This is a genomic window from Mucilaginibacter sp. UYP27 (assembly GCF_040547175.1).
Taxonomy (GTDB): domain Bacteria; phylum Bacteroidota; class Bacteroidia; order Sphingobacteriales; family Sphingobacteriaceae; genus Mucilaginibacter.
This window is the reverse complement of record NZ_JBEPPE010000001.1, coordinates 328,061-345,472: the sequence shown is the minus strand read 5'-3', so window position 1 is coordinate 345,472 and position 17,412 is coordinate 328,061. Positions and strand designations below refer to the sequence as shown.

Annotated in this window: 14 protein-coding genes; 7 read left to right on the top strand and 7 right to left on the bottom strand. The window is 45.9% G+C overall.

Going from position 1 to position 17,412, the window contains the following annotated elements; all coding sequences use genetic code 11:
• Positions 1-76: 76 nt before the first annotated feature.
• Positions 77-916, top strand: coding sequence for a transporter (locus ABIB39_RS01465; RefSeq protein WP_354426821.1), 840 nt, complete (start codon positions 77-79; stop codon positions 914-916).
• A 19-nt stretch (positions 917-935) separates the two neighbouring features.
• Positions 936-1,592, top strand: a complete 657-nt coding sequence (locus ABIB39_RS01460; protein WP_354426820.1) for a metal-dependent transcriptional regulator — start codon at positions 936-938, stop codon at positions 1,590-1,592.
• A gap of 163 nt (positions 1,593-1,755) precedes the next feature.
• Here the strand turns inward: ABIB39_RS01460 and ABIB39_RS01455 are convergent, their stop codons facing one another.
• The 6 genes from ABIB39_RS01455 to ABIB39_RS01430 all read right to left on the bottom strand — a co-directional run bounded on the left by ABIB39_RS01455 (position 1,756) and on the right by ABIB39_RS01430 (position 9,549).
• Entirely contained in the window at positions 1,756-3,381 is a 1,626-nt protein-coding gene (locus ABIB39_RS01455; protein WP_354426819.1) for an ATP-dependent DNA ligase, read from the bottom strand.
• A complete protein-coding gene (locus tag ABIB39_RS01450; protein ID WP_354426818.1) occupies positions 3,378-4,478 on the bottom strand; it encodes a ligase-associated DNA damage response exonuclease in 1,101 nt (366 codons plus the stop codon). The genes ABIB39_RS01455 and ABIB39_RS01450 overlap by 4 nt, the downstream gene beginning before the upstream one ends.
• Positions 4,479-4,616: 138 nt before the next feature.
• Positions 4,617-6,761 (bottom strand): carboxy terminal-processing peptidase, encoded by a 2,145-nt coding sequence (locus tag ABIB39_RS01445; RefSeq protein ID WP_354426817.1) that lies wholly within the window; start codon positions 6,759-6,761, stop codon positions 4,617-4,619.
• Between the two features lie 189 nt (positions 6,762-6,950).
• A complete protein-coding gene (locus ABIB39_RS01440) occupies positions 6,951-7,577 on the bottom strand; it encodes a tetratricopeptide repeat protein (RefSeq protein ID WP_354426816.1) in 627 nt (208 codons plus the stop codon).
• Positions 7,578-7,777: 200 nt separating this feature from the next.
• Complete coding sequence (locus ABIB39_RS01435; protein WP_354426815.1) at positions 7,778-8,620, bottom strand: isoaspartyl peptidase/L-asparaginase; 843 nt, start codon at positions 8,618-8,620, stop codon at positions 7,778-7,780.
• Positions 8,617-9,549: a cyanophycinase gene (locus ABIB39_RS01430; protein ID WP_354426814.1), complete on the bottom strand. Its 933-nt coding sequence runs from the start codon at positions 9,547-9,549 to the stop codon at positions 8,617-8,619. Before ABIB39_RS01430 ends, ABIB39_RS01435 begins: the two co-directional genes overlap by 4 nt.
• A 151-nt stretch (positions 9,550-9,700) precedes the next feature.
• Between ABIB39_RS01430 and cphA the strand changes: the two genes are divergently transcribed.
• A complete protein-coding gene (gene cphA / locus ABIB39_RS01425) occupies positions 9,701-12,325 on the top strand; it encodes a cyanophycin synthetase (RefSeq protein ID WP_354426813.1) in 2,625 nt (874 codons plus the stop codon).
• Positions 12,326-12,640: 315 nt separating this feature from the next.
• On the opposite strand, the gene ABIB39_RS01420 is transcribed toward cphA, so the two are convergent.
• Positions 12,641-13,285 carry a DNA-3-methyladenine glycosylase family protein gene (locus tag ABIB39_RS01420; protein WP_354426812.1) on the bottom strand — a complete coding sequence of 215 codons (645 nt, stop codon included), beginning with the start codon at positions 13,283-13,285 and terminating at the stop codon, positions 12,641-12,643.
• Positions 13,286-13,352: 67 nt separating this feature from the next.
• On the opposite strand from ABIB39_RS01420, the gene ABIB39_RS01415 reads away from it, so the two are divergent.
• Genes ABIB39_RS01415 through ABIB39_RS01400 form a run of 4 tightly spaced genes read left to right on the top strand, consistent with a single transcriptional unit; the run spans position 13,353 to position 17,400 of the window.
• A complete protein-coding gene (locus ABIB39_RS01415; RefSeq protein ID WP_354428782.1) occupies positions 13,353-14,633 on the top strand; it encodes a replication-associated recombination protein A in 1,281 nt (426 codons plus the stop codon).
• Between the two features lie 47 nt (positions 14,634-14,680).
• A complete protein-coding gene (locus ABIB39_RS01410) occupies positions 14,681-16,153 on the top strand; it encodes a DUF5687 family protein (RefSeq protein ID WP_354426811.1) in 1,473 nt (490 codons plus the stop codon).
• A 2-nt stretch (positions 16,154-16,155) separates the two neighbouring features.
• Positions 16,156-16,896: an ABC transporter ATP-binding protein gene (locus tag ABIB39_RS01405; RefSeq protein WP_354426810.1), complete on the top strand. Its 741-nt coding sequence runs from the start codon at positions 16,156-16,158 to the stop codon at positions 16,894-16,896.
• A gap of 9 nt (positions 16,897-16,905) precedes the next feature.
• Entirely contained in the window at positions 16,906-17,400 is a 495-nt protein-coding gene (locus ABIB39_RS01400; RefSeq protein ID WP_354426809.1) for a GNAT family N-acetyltransferase, read from the top strand.
• The last annotated feature ends 12 nt before the right edge of the window (positions 17,401-17,412 follow it).

Here is a 17,412-nt window from a genome sequence, read left to right as displayed (position 1 = left end):
TTTTAAACAAGACGTTAAGTTAGTCTTGCCTAATTTTATTATTTTGTTTGTGCTAATTAATTATTACGTTTGTTGAATGGACATGCGCCCCATCTGCCTGATAATCACGCTAACAGCTTTTGTATCTGTCGCCTACGGGCAATCAGATACCTTAAAGCACAAGTACACCTTGTTTAACCCCGTGCCCCGAGAAAAAATGAAGGATATGGAAACCGACCGTCCCGATGTTACGGAAAGCGCCTATTCTGTAGCGCCCGGGCATTTCCAGGTAGAGAGCGACTTGTTAAGGCATGTGCGTAACAAAAGTGACGGTGTACAAAGCATCCAAAATACGTATAACCTGGCCAACTATAAACTGGGGTTAACCGAGCGGTCGGACATTCAACTGGTGATACCAACGTACACAACCATCACCGTGCGCGACATTGCCACCGGTAAAATAACAAACAAAACATCGGGCATTGACGATATCTCCGTGCGGTTTAAATATAATATATGGGGCCACCATGGAGGCAAAACGGCGCTGGCCGCGTTGCCCTATGTTGTATTGCCAACCTCGGCTTTTGCAAACAATGGGATGCAGTATGGTATGGTGTTCCCATTCGCGCTATCGCTAAGCGAGGAATGGAATTTTGGCTCGCAGGTGGCAGTGAATGTTGCCAAAGAGGACGATAGCCATTTTCATCCCGAATACCTTTATTCCTTTACCTTTGGCCGGGAGCTCTCGGAAAAACTCAGCGCTTTTGTAGAAGGGGTTGCCACCTATAATGTTTTCGCCAAAAAGGCCGAGACCTTTGCCAATGGCGGGTTGATATTTTCTGTAACCGGTAACCTGAATATTGACGCGGGGGTAAATATCGGGCTTAAGCAAAGTTCCGACAAGATATATTTCCTGGGCATTTCGTTCAGGTATTAGTAACGTCATAATAATAACTATGCATACGCTATCCGAAGAAAATTACCTGAAATGTATTTACCGCCTTTGGCAGGACAAAGGGCAAAAGATAACGCCTACTGCCATTGCAGAGTCGCTTGGTAACAACCCGGCATCGGTGGTGGATATGATCCGTAAGCTAACCGATAAGCAATTGATATCGTATGATAAAAAGAAGGGTGTAGAACTAACCCCGCAAGGGCAAAAAGATGCAACTTTAATTGTGCGCCGCCATCGTTTATGGGAAGTGTTTTTGTTAGAGAAACTGGGCTACAATTGGGACGAGATCCACGATATTGCCGAAGAGCTGGAGCATATTAAAGACGCTACCTTAGCAGATAGGCTGGATAAGTTCCTTGGTTTCCCGGAGTATGACCCGCACGGTGACCCGATACCCAAAGCCAATGGGAAAATGGCCAAGCGTTTTTCTACTACCCTTGCCGATGTTAAAACCGGCGGCAGTTGCCTTGTTGTGGCGGTAAAAGATACCACCAGCCAGTTTTTACAATACCTGGTAAAACTGGATATCAACATCGGTACAAAAATTCAACTGATAGAGAAAATTCCGTTTGATAGTTCATTAGTGATCAGTATTAATGGCAACGAGCATAAAACCGTTTCGCAAAAGTTTGGAGAGAGTTTGCTGATAGATATGTAGGAGATGTGCAGATGCGCGCGTCTTTGCGAGGAGCGATAGCGACGTGGCAATCTCTTTGAGCTATTCGTTGATGCAAGATGTAGAATCGTCCTAAAGAGATTGCTTCCTCGCAATGACGCGTTAGGGAATCGCAATGGTATGTTTTATAGCGCACGCTATATTCTTATCCTCCATGCTCGCCTAACAGATCCTTTAAACTTTCTAATGTATCGGCTTCCTCTTTAGGTTTATCATGGCGCCAGCGCAAAATTCTGGGGAACCGTAGGGCTATGCCCGATTTATGCCTGCTTGACTTATTGATCCCTTCAAAACCTATCTCGAAAACCAATTCTGGCTTTACGGTGCGTACCGGGCCAAATTTTTCTAAAGTGTTGCGTTTTACGAAGTAATCTACTTTGTTTATCTCGGCATCGGTAAGGCCGCTGTAGGCCTTGGCAAACGGCACCAATTTATCGCCATCCCAAACGGCAAAGGTATAATCGGTGTAAAGATCGGCGCGGCGGCCATGGCCCTTTTGGGCGTAGATCATGACGGCATCAACAGATAGCGGGTCGATTTTCCATTTCCACCAATCGCCTCTGCGGCGACCAACCTGGTAGGTTGCGCTTTTGCGTTTCAGCATAATGCCTTCGGCGATCATCGCGCGGGATTGTTCCCTTGTTTTTTCCAGTTCTTCCCAGCTATCAAATTTGATGAGCGATGAAATGCGGAATACTTCGGGAAATTCGGTTGCGGCTTGTACCTTTTCCAATATCTCGCGCCTCTCCGATTGAGTTTTAGTGCGGATATCTTCGCCCGCATATTCCAGGCAATCGTAAACTATGGTAGCAACAGGGCTATCGGTCAGGATCTTTTTACTCAGGTTTTTACGGCCGATACGGGTTTGCAACACGCTGAACGACATGGGTAACCCATTCTGAAAACTCAGGATCTCGCCGTCAAGTACAGTGCCGTCAGGCAGTGCATTCAAAAAATCATGCAGCTCGGGGAATTTCTCGGTAGCCAGGTCCTCGCCACGGCTCCATATAAAGATTTGGCCGCCGCGTTTTATCATTTGCGCGCGGATGCCGTCCCATTTCCACTCGGCCTGCCAGTCGGCGGCATCGCCAAGGGCGTTGCCAACATCCTCTGCCGACTTACGCTTTTCTGACGTTTCCTGAATAGGGTATGCCAAAAAGAAAGGATATGGGCGCGAGATATTATCGGCCGCGTTTTGTTCCTCTATCAGCTGGTCGTAGGTATAGTCTTCCGGCATCCAGCTGCCCATAATTCGATGGGTAAGGGCAGGAGCTTCTATCCCGGTAATATCAGCCAGGGCTTTCACTACCAGGTTATTTGAAACGCCAATCCGGAAACTGCCCGTAAGCAATTTATTAAACACAAAGCGCTCCTGCCTGTCCAGCATCGCCCATGATGTTATCAGCCAAAGTTTCTTTTCTTCTTCGTTTTTACTGCCGATGGCATTTATCTCGGCTATCCATTCCGTTAAAGTCTTGCTGCTGCTGTTTTCGCTTTCGGGCATCAGTAATGACATGGTTTCGGCAAGGTCGCCAACCACCTGGTAACTTTCTTCAAATAACCATCGCGGGATGTTTGACGCCTCGATAGCCCAATTGCGGATAAGTGTAGAATTGATGGGCCGCTTTGGCCGCCTGCCGGTAAACAGGGCAAGCATATGCATTTTATCGGTATCGGGTACGTTGGTAAAATAGTCCTTCAGTACCTTAACTTTTTCGTTGGTTTTGTTGGTCTCGTCTAAAGAAAGGAAGAGTTGTGCAAATGCTTTCACGATGTAGCCCCCTCTAATTCTCCCCCGATAGGGGAGACTTTTTGAATGTCTTGAGCTATAGCAAGCTCCTCCCCTTTCGGGGGAGGTTGGGTGGAGGCTTCCGCATCTTCCTCTTCACCACCATACAGCGTATGCACCTCGCTGGCGTTGAAACCTATTTCGTTTAAATACCTGGTGAACGATGCCGTGTAACCGTGAGTTAGGTAAACGCATTCGCAATCGGTAGCATCAATAGCGCTAACCAGGCCGTTCCAATCGGCATGGTCAGACATGATGAAACCGCGGTCGGCCGCACGGCGGCGTTTGGCACCACGTATAGCCATCCAGCCGCTGCAATAACCAAAACTATATGGCCCAAACTTGCGCATCCACGGCGTACCTACAGATGACGGCGGGGCAATGATGATACCTTTCCTCACTTCTTCTTTTGATGATTCTAAAGTGATACGTTCCGTTGGGTTTAATATCACGCCATTACGGCGCAGGGCTTCGTTCGTGTTTTCGATAACGCCGTGGGTGTACACCTTGCCAATGCTTAGATCAAGGTTTTGCAGGATGCGCTGGGCCTTACCTAACGAGTAGCCAACTATTACCGTGGCTACGCCATTTTCGACATTGCTACGCCACCAATTGTTTACTTCACTAAAGATTTCTGACTGTGGTTTCCATGAATAAACCGGCATCCCGAAGGTACACTCAGATATAAAGTGATGGCATTTAACCGGCTCGAAAGGGGTAGAGATACCGTCATCATCCGTCTTATAATCGCCTGATACCACCCAAACAACGCCCTTGTATTCAATCCTGATCTGCGCGGAGCCAATTACATGGCCCGCCGGAAACATGGAAATACTTACGCCATGTTTAACAACCGTTTCGCCATACTCGATAGTGCGCAGGTTAATATCACCTAAGCGGTAAAGCATCACCTCGCGCGACAGGTTGTGCGCTAAATAGTTCTTATGCCCAAAGTAGGCATGGTCTGCGTGGGCGTGGGTGATCACGGCATCGTCCACAGGTTTCCAGGGGTCGATGTAAAATCGGCCCTGTTCGCAGTAAATGCCCCTATCCGTAAATTCAAGCAGTGGTTTAGCCATGGTTAGTATAATAACCTATGGCGTTGAAATTAGTTTGAGTTTGTACTGATGACTATTTGGCACGCCCGTTATAAAAAACAGGGCAAAAAAAACAGTCGCGATAATCATCGCGACTGTCATATCTCAGTGTGCTAAGTATTAGTTTGTGCCTGCCGGTTTAACGGTAGTTAACTTGCTGCCCAAAGTAAGGTAATCTGTTAGTACCTGTCCGGCCTCTTTTTGTAAGAAATCCATATCCTCCTTTTTAGGTTTTACCTGGCCTTTTTTTAGTGCCGGCAAACCTAAGGCTACCCTACGTTCGTTATTATGCTCAAACGCTTTTTTCTCATCGGCATCGCGCTGCTCTTTCAGTTTCGCCTCGTTTAGGGTTACGCTGGTTTCGGTAGCTTGCTTTTTAGATTCTTCAATATCCTGTAACAGGTATTTGTAGCTTTGGCTTGATGCCATACGATCTTCATGCAATTTTTTAAGCTGCGGCAATACGGTCGCAAAATTACCTACGGTAGTGTAATCGCTTTTCTCGATCACATCAAAAGGCATTGCAGATGGCTCGGTATCTTCACCGTATTTATCTAAAGGTATAACAGACGGGAAATCAACATCGGGCAATACGCCTTTATGCTGTGTAGAGTTACCATTTATGCGGTAGAATTTAGCGATGGTTAAGTTTAACTGGCCAAATTTATTCTGGCTGCCGGTAGCTACAGTTTTGGTTTTACCCGCAACGGCCAACAATTTATCTTTTAATGATGGGGTGATCACCTTGTCAAGATCGATAGCGTTTTGTACCGAACCTTTACCATAGGTTTGTGTACCCAAGATCAACCCACGGCCATAATCCTGGATCGCGCCGGAGAAGATCTCTGATGCCGACGCGCTAAAGCGATCAACCAATATGGCTAACGGGCCTGCGTAGGCAATGGCAGGGTCATCATCTTTGTCAACCTCTACCTTGTTACGCGCATCGCGCACTTGCACCACAGGGCCGGTTTTGATGAACAGGCCGGTAAGCTCAACAGCCTCCATTAAAGAGCCGCCACCATTTTGGCGAAGGTCAATTACCACACCGTCAACATTTTCACGTTTCAGGGTATCTAATATCAGCTTAACATCACGGGTGGTGCTTTTGTAATTAGGGTTACCTGCTTTATAGTCCGCAAAATCAAGATAAAATGCAGGGATAGATATAACACCTATCTTAACAGTTTTACCATTTTGATTGTACGTGCGGATCTCTTTTTTGGCAGAGATATCCTGTAAAATGATCTTTTCGCGTACCAGTTCAATCACCCTTGGTTTAGCGGTAACGGCGCTGCCTTTAGCTAATAACTGCAACCTTACCGTTGTGCCTTTAGGGCCACGGATCAGCGCGATAGCGTTATCTATCCTCCAGCCTACAATGTCCTGAAACTCGCCGGTTTTGCCTTGTGCTACGCCAACAATGCGGTCATCAGCATTAACCAATTTGCTTTTATCGGCAGGGCCGCCCGGGGTAACGTTTTTAATGGTTACATATTCGTTCTCTATCAATAGCGATGCACCTATACCCTCTAAAGAGCGCGACATGTCAATATTAAAGTTAGCCGCGTTTGACGGGTTAAAGTAATTGGTATGCGGGTCGATAGCTTCGGTAAACGAATCCATAAACGCCTGGAACACGTCCTGGTTAGACAGCTTGTTTGACTGCGAAAGGATGTTGGTGTAACGTTTCTTTAAAGTCTCTTTATTAGCGGCAAGTTCTTTACCGGTAAGCTTAAGGTTAAGCAGATCATATTTTACACGTTGTGCCCAAACGTTATGCAGGTCGGTTTCTGAGGCTGCCCAAGGCAATTTATCACGATCGTATGTGTAGGTATCATTCTGGGCGAAGTCAAACGTTTTGCCCAATTGCGTTACCGAAAAATTAACATACTCGTTATAACGCTTTTGAAACACGTTGAAAATGTAAAATACATTGGCCAGGTTACCGGCTTTAATGTCATCATCAAAAGTAGTTTTAAACTGGTCAAACTCCTTAATATCTGATGCTAACAGGTAGTTATGGTTCTCATCAAGCTTTTTGATATAACGGTCATATATGATAGCCGATACCGAATCATTCAATGGTACTTTTTTGTAGTTATAGTCAGAAACCAAAGTGTACACATATTTTAAAACAACACTTTGCTGCTCATCGGGCTGCAGGTCATTAGGGCCTGCGTGTTTGTAGTTTACTTTGGCTGGGGCTGCATTACACGCAAACGCGGTTGCTAATGCCAGCATTAAATATAATTTCTTGAACATATCTTTTACACTATTTAAATCGGGACTTGTGTGAAACATCAATACTTGTGCCTGTTTTTAATTTATAGAATATAAAAAGAGACAGCCACAAAGCTGTCCCGCTAATATATTGAATAACAATATTACAATAATGTTTGGGTTGTTTTATTATAGATGCCGCATTTTACCTAATTGTTACAAAAACAGGTTTTATTTGGATTTACCGGTAACGTCAACAGCTTCGGCGTAGCGCAGCTCTGATTTTGGTAACCAAACCTTGTTGCTTTGTACAAATTTGATCTTGGTATCTATTAACTTAACGTCATCAGTACGGCCTGTAGTACGTGCAAGGTCGCGCGCTTCTGCAAGATCCTGCTGTGCCTGGGTAAGATCGCCAAGGTCGGCTTTGATAAGTGCCAGGCTAATCAAGTTATTTATGGTGTGCTGGTAGTCGTTCTGTTGTTTAGAGATCAGGATGCTTTGCAGGTAATACCACTTAGCTTCCGACAGGCGGTTCTCGCCAACGTAGATCTTGGCAAGTTCGCTAAAACGGTAGCTGGCTAAGGCATATTCGCGGAAACGCATGTTGTGTTGTGCCGCGCGCATTACAATGCGCTCGTTTATCTCCAGGGTAAACTGACTGCGGGGTATGATGTTTTTTGCAAGCTTTTTTGGATTATACACCAATTGTTTGGCCGATAAAAACCGTTTAAGGGATAGATCTTTCACTTGGGGTATCTGAGGGTATCTCGCGTGTTTTTTAAAATCGCCGCGCCACCACTGAGCAGATGCCGACAGGTTTAAAGCGCAAAAGATCACTAATATTATGTATCGCATTTAAATTAGAATCGGGGGGATATTAAGTTAATTATTTTAACTGGTATGCAAATATAAAAATTACTTTTCTGATTTACAATACCTCAAAACGGGTATAAACAAGTTTGATTTACAGCCTTATACAAGGCGTTACAAAAACGTAATGTGCCTGAAAATATTGCTTCATCAAATAATCTTTTTAACGATGAAACAGACAATTCTTATTCAAACACCTCCACATCTCCGTCGTGCAAGGCCCAAACCATGTAAGGATGAGTATCGGCATGGTAAATATCGCCGTTGCTGGTGATGCCAATGATCCCTGCAAAACCATCGTAAGGTTTCATTTCGTCAAGTGTTTTTGCTGTCGCGATAGATAGGGGCATGCCGTCGGTTACACGGGTAACAATTTTTGATGCCACCGATGCGCTGGTGATATCCTCGCCCACGCCTGTGCAGGAAATGCCCGCGAAAGCATTGGCATAATTACCTGCCGTGGTGGCAGAATCGCTCACCCTGCCGGGGATCTCGAACCCTTTGCCACCGGTAGAGGTAGCAGCGGCTATATCGCCATAAATATCAAGCGCCACGCAGCCAACGGTACCCAATCGGATAGAGTCGCTTAGTTTTTTCTCGTATTCTTTACGGCGCTGGGGTATTTCGGGGTTGTAATAACTAAAGCCGTTTTCGGATGCGAATCCATTTGCGCCTTGTCCGCTAAGTACGCGGTCGTCATATTCCATCAATTTTTCAGCAACGCAAATGGGGTTTTTAATATCCTCAATATTGATAACACCGCTAAACTTTTGGGTTTTGCCATCCATCAGGGAGGCACTCAGGCGGATCTTGCCATCGCTTTGGATCTGCGAGCCGGTGCCTGCGTTAAAAAGGTCGCAATCCTCCAATAATCGCACAGCGTAAACCACGGTTTGGGCCGCGGTGTGGCTCTCCAGGTATTTGTGGCCAAGGGTAACAATTTCGCGCAGGGCATCCTGTTTGGCTTTTTTTACCTCTTGGTTTGTGTTAGATTCGCTAAAAAACCCGCCGTGTATGATCAGTTTCATTGTAATAGATCGCTTTTGCTTTCACCATCCTGTACGCCAATATAAACGTCCTCCTCAACCTTAACCGCTTTTTTGATGATCATGCGGTGCTGTTGTAGATCGTACTTATCAAATATCGACATTACATGCACCTTTAAATTCTCAATAGAAACGGGGTCGCCTATCTCTACATCATAAACGTTGGTTTCTACAATATTCTTGCCATCAACCAACATTATTAATCCTGATCCTATGGCCTCCATCATACAGCCCTCGGTAATTAAAAGGCCGGCATCTTCGCCAAGTCCAATGCCCAGTATGCCGGGGTTTGTGGCAACGGCGTATAATAAACGGCCAATGCGGCCACGTTGTACAAAGTGCGTATCCACAATTACAGAATCTATAAAACCAAGGCCGGCGGTTATTTGCACTTCGCCTTTTATAAGGGCCTCGTTGCTTTGCCCGCGGTAAATCATGTGGGTTGATGCCGCCGCAGCACCTGCTGAAGTACCTGCAACAATAAAATTATCGTTCTGGTAGCGTTGTTTCAAGATCTGTAGGAACTGCGTACCGCCGAAAATAGCGGTTAGGCGCAGCTGGTCGCCGCCGCTAAACATTACAACATCGGCCTTGCTTATGCGCTCCAGGTAATCGGGGTTGGCGGCATCCTCGCGGCTTTTGATATGTAAAATATTAACGTGGGTAACATTAAGCTGGTTAAAGGCTTTAATGTATTCGTTACCAACAAGTTCGGGGATTTGCGATGCGGTGGTAATTACTTCAACAACAGAACCTTCGTGCTTATCCGATTCATTAATGATGCGCCGCAAAATACCTTTTTCAAAAAATTTGATATAGTGAGGTTGCATGATATGCTCCAGCACACTTACATTACTGCCCATATCAACAGCACCACCAATTATTATTAATTTTCCTTTAGGGGCATCCATAATCTTTGTATCAATTTATACAAATTAAAATAAAATTGATTAAAAACTAATGGTTTAATTAATAAAACTGCATTTTTTAGCCGAAACATTTTATTAGATTGATAAGTTCTTTAGATTTAAAAGAAATTCCCGATTCATTTTTGAAGCATATATGAAGATTGAAAATATACAGGTATTACGTGGCCCGAACCTTTGGAGTGTTAGCCGGAAAAAATTAATACAGATGCGGTTAGATCTGCAAGAAATGGAGGAACGCCCGTCTAACACCATCGATGGTTTTTACGAGCGTATGAAAGCGCTTATCCCCAGCCTGTACAGTCACCGCTGTTCGCCGGGTGTACCGGGGGGCTTTTTTGAGCGGGTGATTGCAGGTACCTGGATGGGGCACGTGATAGAGCATATCGCTTTAGAGATCCAAACCCTTGCGGGGATGGAAACCGGCTTTGGCCGCACCCGCGAAACCAAAACGCCGGGCACGTACAACGTTGTGTTTGCTTATGTAGAAGAAAAGGTGGGCGTTTTTGCTGCCGAATCGGCCGTGAATATCGTGCAGGCCTTGATAGACGGTACCGAGTACGACCTGGAAAAAGATATCCAGACCATGCGCGAAATTCGTGAGAATACCCGCCTTGGCCCAAGCACAGGCTCGATAGTGGAAGAAGCCATTGCCCGCCGCATCCCCTGGATAAGGCTGAATAACCAATCGCTTGTGCAATTGGGTTACGGTAAAAACCAGGTACGTTTCCGCGCCACCATGACGGAGAAGACCAGCAGCATTGCCGTGGACATTGCCAGTAATAAAGATGAGACCAAGCGCCTTTTACTGGAGCAGGCCATCCCGGTTGCAAAGGGGATGACCATTAGCAAAACCGAGCAGGTGATAGAAGCTATTGACCGAATTGGTTTCCCGCTGGTATTTAAGCCGCTTGATGGCAACCACGGCCGCGGCATCAGTATCAATATCAATACGGTAGAAGACGCTATTGCCGCTTATGAATTTGCCGCCGCGATTTCGCGCCGCGTTATTGTGGAGCGATTTGTTACGGGGTACGATTTTAGGGTGCTGGTGATAGACAATAAAATGGTAGCCGCCGCCCTGCGCGACCCGGCCCATATCATAGGCGATGGCGAATTGAACATTCAGGAACTGATAGACAAAACAAATACAGACCCGCGCCGCGGTTACGGCCACGAGAATGTTTTAACCCTGATAGACGTTGACCGTGATACCTTAGACCTGCTGGAAAAGAAAGGTTATACTTTAGAGACCATACTGGAGAAAGACGAAAAGCTCTTTGTAAAATCGACCGCCAATTTAAGTACCGGTGGTACATCCATTGATGTTACCGACCATGTGCACCCGCAAAATATTTTTATTTGCGAGCGCATCTCCAAGATCATCGGCCTGGATATTTGCGGGATAGATATTATGGCGAAAAACCTTACCGAACCGCTTACCGAGAACGGCGGTGTGGTATTGGAAGTGAACGCAGCGCCTGGCTTTAGGATGCACATTGCCCCAAGCGAAGGTTTGGCGCGCAACGTGGCAGGCCATGTGATAGATATGCTGTACCCTCCGGGTAAATCGGCAAGGATCCCTATTATTGCCATTACCGGCACTAACGGTAAAACTACCACCACCCGTTTAATAGCGCATATAGTAAAAAATAACGGGCACCGTGTAGGCTTTACCACAAGCGATGGTATCTACGTACAAAACACCATGATGCTAAAAGGCGATACCACCGGCCCGGTAAGCAGCGAGTTTATATTGAAAGACCCAACGGTTGATTTTGCCGTGCTGGAAACTGCCCGCGGCGGAATCCTGCGCTCGGGTCTTGGCTTTAGCTCATGCGATATTGGTGTGATCACCAACATACAGGAAGACCACCTTGGCCTGTCAGATATCCACACCCTTGATGACCTTACCCGCGTAAAAAGCGTGGTGATCAACGCTGTTAGAAAAGGCGGCTGGGCTGTGTTGAATGCCGATAATAAATACTGCGTGCAGGTTGGTAAAAAAGCCGATTGTAACGTGGCGTACTTTAGCCGTGATGAGAAAAACCCGGTTATTGTAGCGCATTGTAAAAAAGGCGGCATCGCCTGCGTATGCGAGAATGGCTTTATTACCATTATAAAAGGCGACTGGAAGATCCGTGTGCAGCGCACCATCCAGATCCCGCTAACCTTTGGCGGTACCGTACCGTTCATGATCGACAACGTAATGGCGGCCACGCTGGCTACTTACCTGCATGGTTTTAAAACCGAGGATATCAAGATCTCGTTAGAAACTTTCATCCCATCGGCGGCGCAAACCCCGGGGCGTATGAACATCTTCGAGTTTAAAGATTTCCGTTTCATGATAGATTTTGCGCACAACCCTGATGGCTTTAACGGGATCAAAACTTTCCTGAGTCATATAGATTCGCCGCTTAAAATTGGTATCATAGCCGGTACCGGCGACAGGCGCGATGAGGATATCATTGAGTTAGGTAAAATAGCTGCAGAGATGTTCGACTACATCATCCTCCGCCAGGAAAAACACCTGCGCGGCCGTACCGAAGAGAACATATTAGACCTGTTAAAACAAGGTATAGCAATCGGCGGCAATACGCCTTTCGAGATTGTACCGAAAGAAATAGATGCCATTAAACATGCCATGAGCCTTGCCAAACCGGGCTCGTTTATCACCGCGCTAAGCGATGTGATAAGCAATGCGATAGAAACGGTACAAAACTACCAGGAGCAGGAACGTAACGGGTTGTTTAACGTGTAGCCCCCGGCTCCCTGAAGGGGTAGCTTTGAAAAGCTTAAAGCCCGTCTGATTTTTCAGGCGGGCTTTGTTCATATGCGTGTTAACCAAAATCATCGAAACGAGCGCTCGTTTATTTGTTGAAAAGCATCTCACCTCAATATTTTACTCACCCGGTCTTTGCTTCGCTCGACCACCCTTTCTCCGCAAGCGGGAAGAGGGTTTTTGCCCTCGTTTTACCCTCTTTGCGAAGCAGAGAGGGGCGACCAGCGTAGCGTTGTCGGGGTGAGTAAATTATGCGCCTGCAAGGTCTTCGCTATCGCCCAGAATGACAAGCTATTAAACCTTTTTATTCAGATACGGCTTGGGTGACGCTAAATAATAATGCCACAGCATCATACTCGCCACTGTTCTATATGGCCTCCATTGTTCGGCTATTATCATCAATTCTTCTTTAGTGGTTTCTTTGGGCAAATCTTTCAATCGTTTTACTGCGTTTACAATGGCCAGATCGCCTACCGGCAAAACATCGGTGTGTTGCAGGGCAAACATTACGTACACATCTACCGTCCAGTTGCCAATGCCTTTTAAGGCGGTAAGTTGCCGGCGGATGTCCTCATCTTCCATTCGCTCAAAAGCTTCGAGGTTTATTTGTCCGCTGATAATGGCTCCGGCAAGGTAGCGGAGGTAAGCTGTTTTCTGCCGGCTGCAATAGCACTCTCGCATTTCAGCATCGGTTAGTAACAGGATGCGGGCCGGGGTTATTTCCTGCACACGTTCGCGAAGTTTGTTCAGGGCAGATAATGCCGATGCCAGCGATACCTGCTGCTCCAGGATGATATGCACTAAGCTCTCGTACGTGTTTGGCCGCGACCAAAACGGGGGGTAACCGTATAGTTTGATAACGTTGGCAAAGTCGGCATCCATTGCGCCAAGCTGGTCGCAAATGGAATGATAGGTGGCTTGGGTAAACTGTTGGGGCATATAATTGTTATTATAAAATTACTAACTTTTTTAGGATTTAGTGTTTCTAATGCTGATTTTTACATTTATGATCAACCTGCCGCCATTAGCCGAACGCATGCGCCCAAAATCATTGGATGATTATGTGGGCCAGAAACACCTTGTTGGGCCGGGTGCCGTTTTGCGCAAAGCTATCGAGAGTGGAACGCTGCCATCCATGTTGTTTTGGGGGCCGCCGGGTGTTGGCAAAACTACGCTGGCTTATATAATATCGCAATCGCTATACCGTCCGTTCTTTTCGCTGAGCGCTATCAATTCGGGGGTGAAGGATGTGCGGGAGGTTATAGAGAAGGCTTCCTTATTAAAAGAGCAGGGTGAGATTTTGCCGATACTATTTATTGATGAGATCCACCGCTTCTCTAAATCTCAACAAGACTCGCTGCTGGGTGCCGTAGAACGCGGCATTGTTACGCTGATAGGGGCCACTACCGAGAACCCATCGTTCGAAGTGATCTCCGCTTTGCTGTCGCGGTGCCAGGTTTATATTTTGCAGCACCTTGCAGAACAGGACCTGCTCGACTTGCTGGAGAAAGCCAAAAAAGAAGATGTTGTACTGAAAGAAAAGAACATCGTCATCAAAGAACACGAGGCGCTATTACGTTTGAGTGGCGGTGATGCCCGCAAACTGCTTAACATATTTGAGCTACTGGTAAACGCCTTCGACAGCAAAAAAATAACCCTGACCAACGAGGTAGTGTTGGAGCATGTACAGCAAAACATGGCCCTGTATGATAAAACGGGCGAACAGCATTATGACATCATCTCGGCCTTTATCAAAAGCATGCGTGGCAGCGACCCTAACGGCGCAGTGTACTGGCTTGCCCGCATGATCGTAGGCGGGGAAGACCCGCTGTTTATTGCCCGCCGAATGCTCATCCTTGCATCCGAAGATATTGGCAATGCCAACCCTAATGCTTTACTGCTGGCACAGGCTTGCTTCGAATCTGTAAACAAGATAGGCATGCCCGAGTCGCAATTGATATTGAGCCAAACGGTGATTTACTTAGCTACATCGCCCAAAAGTAATTCGGCAACTACGGCAATTGGTGCGGCTATTGCTTTGGTACGCGAAACCGGCGACCTGCCTGTTCCACTGCACTTGCGCAACGCCCCAACCAAGCTGATGAAAAACATTGGCTATGGCAAAAATTATAAATATGCCCATAGCTACGAAGGCAATTTTGCCGACCTTGATTTTTTGCCGGAAGAGATCCGCGGGACAAAAATTTATAATCCCGGTAACAATGCACGCGAGAATGAATCAAAAGAAAAGCTGAAGAAACTTTGGGGCGACAGGTACAAATATTAGTATCTTAACCGCACCGGTTTTTCGGGCTTAAATCTTACTTCCTTCACATGATATCAACCTTTTTCGATCACGAGCTGAAATCCTTTTGGCGGTCAAAAAACACAGGTAAAAGCATTGCCATAAAAATAGTAATGGGGGTACTGATCTTCATCCTGCTTTTATATGTGCTTGCCTTCGGCGTTTTCCTTGATGTTATTTTAAGCAAGATGTTCCCCAAGGAAAACCTGACGGTTGCATTCTGCGGTATCATATTGGTGTATTTCCTGTCGGACCTGCTGCTGCGGATGCAGCTTCAGGAACTGCCCACCTTGAAAGTACAGCCCTATTTGCACCTGCCGGTAAAGCGTAATAGCGTGGTTGGTTATCTGGCGCTTACATCTATGCTTTCGTTTTTTAACCTTTGGCCAATAGTGCTTTTCGCGCCGTTTATTATTAAGGTGATAATGCCTGCATCGGGCGCAGGTATCGCGGGTGCTTTTATAGTTTCTATCATCGCGTTTGCATTATTTAACAACTACCTGGCTTTATACATTAAGCGCAAAGCCAACTTAAACGGATGGGTTTTTCTAATGGCCGGCGGCTTTTTAGCCATAATTACCTGCGGCGATTACTTATGGCACTGGTATTCGCTTAAAGCAATATCATACCTGTTTTTTGGCAACCTTATCATAAAACCTTACCTGGTATTGCTGCCTTTGGCACTTGCCGTTATCATGTACTACGTAAACTTTTACTATTTAAAAGGCAACCTGTACCTGGAGGAATTAAGCTCTAAAAAAGAAGCCGCCAAAAGCAGTACCGAGATCCCATTCCTGGGCCGTTTTGGTAATATAGGCGACCTGGTAGCTAACGAGGTAAAACTCATTCTGCGTAATAAAAGGCCAAAGTCAGCCTTGACTATGGGGCTGTTTTTTATGTTTTACGGGCTGATATTTTATACCAACCCAAAAATGGGCGAAGGTTTTAAAGTATTTGTAGGGATGTTTATGACGGGCATCTTCATCATCAACTACGGGCAGTTTATGTTTAGCTGGCAGGCCTCGCATTTTGATGGCATCCTGGTAAGCAAAGTAAAATTCACCGATTTTTTAAAGGCCAAATATTTGCTGTTCACTATTGTATCAACGGTAGCTTTTATCCTGACCACGCCGTATGTTTATTTTGGGTGGAGAACGGTGATGATCCATTTTGTGATGTACCTGTGGAACCTGGGCATCAATACCACTATTGTACTCTACTTTGCCAACCGTAACTATAAACGCATCGACTTGAGTAAAGGCGCCTCCTTTAACTGGGAGGGTGTAGGTGCAAGTCAGCTGTTATTGTCGTTCCCGCTGATATTGTTTCCGTACCTGATCTATCTGCCGTTTAATTATTTAGGATATACCAATGTAGGCCTGGCGGTATTGGCCGTGGTAGGCATCGTGTTCATCATAACCCGTGATTTCTGGATCAAAAAACTCGACCAGGATTTCCAAACTAAAAGATATCAAATAGCCGAAGGCTTCAGAAATAAATAACCATGATAGAGATAAAAGACCTTAAAAAAGTTTACAACGGTGTAACTGTAGTAAATGTGCCATATCTGCAAATAAACAAGGGCGAAAGCATCGGCCTTGTGGGTAATAACGGTGCCGGAAAAACCACTTTGTTCCGCATGATATTAGATCTGATCCGTGCTGATAAAGGCGAGGTGGTATTAAAAGGCGAAAAAGTTGCCGGAGGCGAAACATGGAAGAACTACACGGCAGCCTACCTTGATGAAGGTTTCCTGATAGATTACCTTACCCCCGAGGAATACCTTTATTTTATAGGCGGGCTACACAACCAGAACAAAGCACAGGTTGATGAAAAGCTTGTGGGTCTGTCAGAGTTTTTTAACGGCGAGATCATCAAAAAGGGCAAATACATCCGCGACCTGTCTAAAGGTAACCAGTGTAAAGTTGGCGTAGGTGCATGCCTGCTGCAACAGCCGGAGTTATTGATGCTGGATGAGCCTTTTGCCAATATTGACCCAAGCACGCAGTTCAGGTTAAAGAACATCCTTAAAGACCAGAACAAAAACCATGGGGTTACCACCATTGTATCCAGCCATGATTTGAACCATGTAACCGACGTGTGCGACCGCATTTTGCTGATGGAAAAAGGTGTGGTTATCAAAGATATCGCCACAAGCTCGTCAACCTTGACTGAACTGGAAGAATACTTCGGGGTAGGCCAAAGCACGGCATCGTACACGGTAGACCCTGAAGAAAACCACTAACCATTGCCTATGTATTTGATAAGAGAAGCAACGGTTGCCGATGTGGGTGCCATTATACAGATAGCCGAACAAACCTGGTGGCCAACCTATGAGCCTTTGCTTGGCAAAGAGCAGGTTGCCTACATGTTGGCGGAATTATATTCAGTAGAAAAAATAACCAAACAGATAGCAGAAAATCAGCAAACGTTTTTGTTGCTTTTAGAGGATGGGCAATCTGTAGCCTTCGCCGGCTACTCGCCACGCGAGGAAGATGCCGGGATCTACAAACTTCACAAGCTTTACTGCCTACCCGTTACCCAGGGCAAAGGCTACGGTAAGATATTGATAAATGCCGTTGCCGATAAAACTATAGAAGCAGGCAAGCACACTTTAGACCTCAACGTAAACCGTTATAACAATGCCAAAAGCTTTTACGAAAAAATGGGTTTCACGGTGATACTGGAAGAGGACATCCCCATTGGACCTTACTGGATGAATGATTATGTGATGCGAAAGGAGTTGTAAATTATTCACTAT

Excerpts from the sequence above, each read along its gene's own strand:
- ABIB39_RS01410 (WP_354426811.1), top strand. The coding sequence starts at position 14,681 with ATGATATCAACCTTTTTCGATCACGAGCTGAAATCCTTTTGGCGGTCA.
- ABIB39_RS01430 (WP_354426814.1), bottom strand. The coding sequence starts at position 9,549 with ATGGATGCCCCTAAAGGAAAATTAATAATAATTGGTGGTGCTGTTGAT.
- ABIB39_RS01415 (WP_354428782.1), top strand. The coding sequence starts at position 13,353 with ATGATCAACCTGCCGCCATTAGCCGAACGCATGCGCCCAAAATCATTG.
- ABIB39_RS01450 (WP_354426818.1), bottom strand. The coding sequence starts at position 4,478 with ATGGCTAAACCACTGCTTGAATTTACGGATAGGGGCATTTACTGCGAA.
- ABIB39_RS01435 (WP_354426815.1), bottom strand. The coding sequence starts at position 8,620 with ATGAAACTGATCATACACGGCGGGTTTTTTAGCGAATCTAACACAAAC.
- cphA (WP_354426813.1), top strand. The coding sequence starts at position 9,701 with ATGAAGATTGAAAATATACAGGTATTACGTGGCCCGAACCTTTGGAGT.
- ABIB39_RS01420 (WP_354426812.1), bottom strand. The coding sequence starts at position 13,285 with ATGCCCCAACAGTTTACCCAAGCCACCTATCATTCCATTTGCGACCAG.
- ABIB39_RS01440 (WP_354426816.1), bottom strand. The coding sequence starts at position 7,577 with ATGCGATACATAATATTAGTGATCTTTTGCGCTTTAAACCTGTCGGCA.
- ABIB39_RS01400 (WP_354426809.1), top strand. The coding sequence starts at position 16,906 with ATGTATTTGATAAGAGAAGCAACGGTTGCCGATGTGGGTGCCATTATA.
- ABIB39_RS01405 (WP_354426810.1), top strand. The coding sequence starts at position 16,156 with ATGATAGAGATAAAAGACCTTAAAAAAGTTTACAACGGTGTAACTGTA.
- ABIB39_RS01465 (WP_354426821.1), top strand. The coding sequence starts at position 77 with ATGGACATGCGCCCCATCTGCCTGATAATCACGCTAACAGCTTTTGTA.
- ABIB39_RS01445 (WP_354426817.1), bottom strand. The coding sequence starts at position 6,761 with ATGTTCAAGAAATTATATTTAATGCTGGCATTAGCAACCGCGTTTGCG.
- ABIB39_RS01460 (WP_354426820.1), top strand. The coding sequence starts at position 936 with ATGCATACGCTATCCGAAGAAAATTACCTGAAATGTATTTACCGCCTT.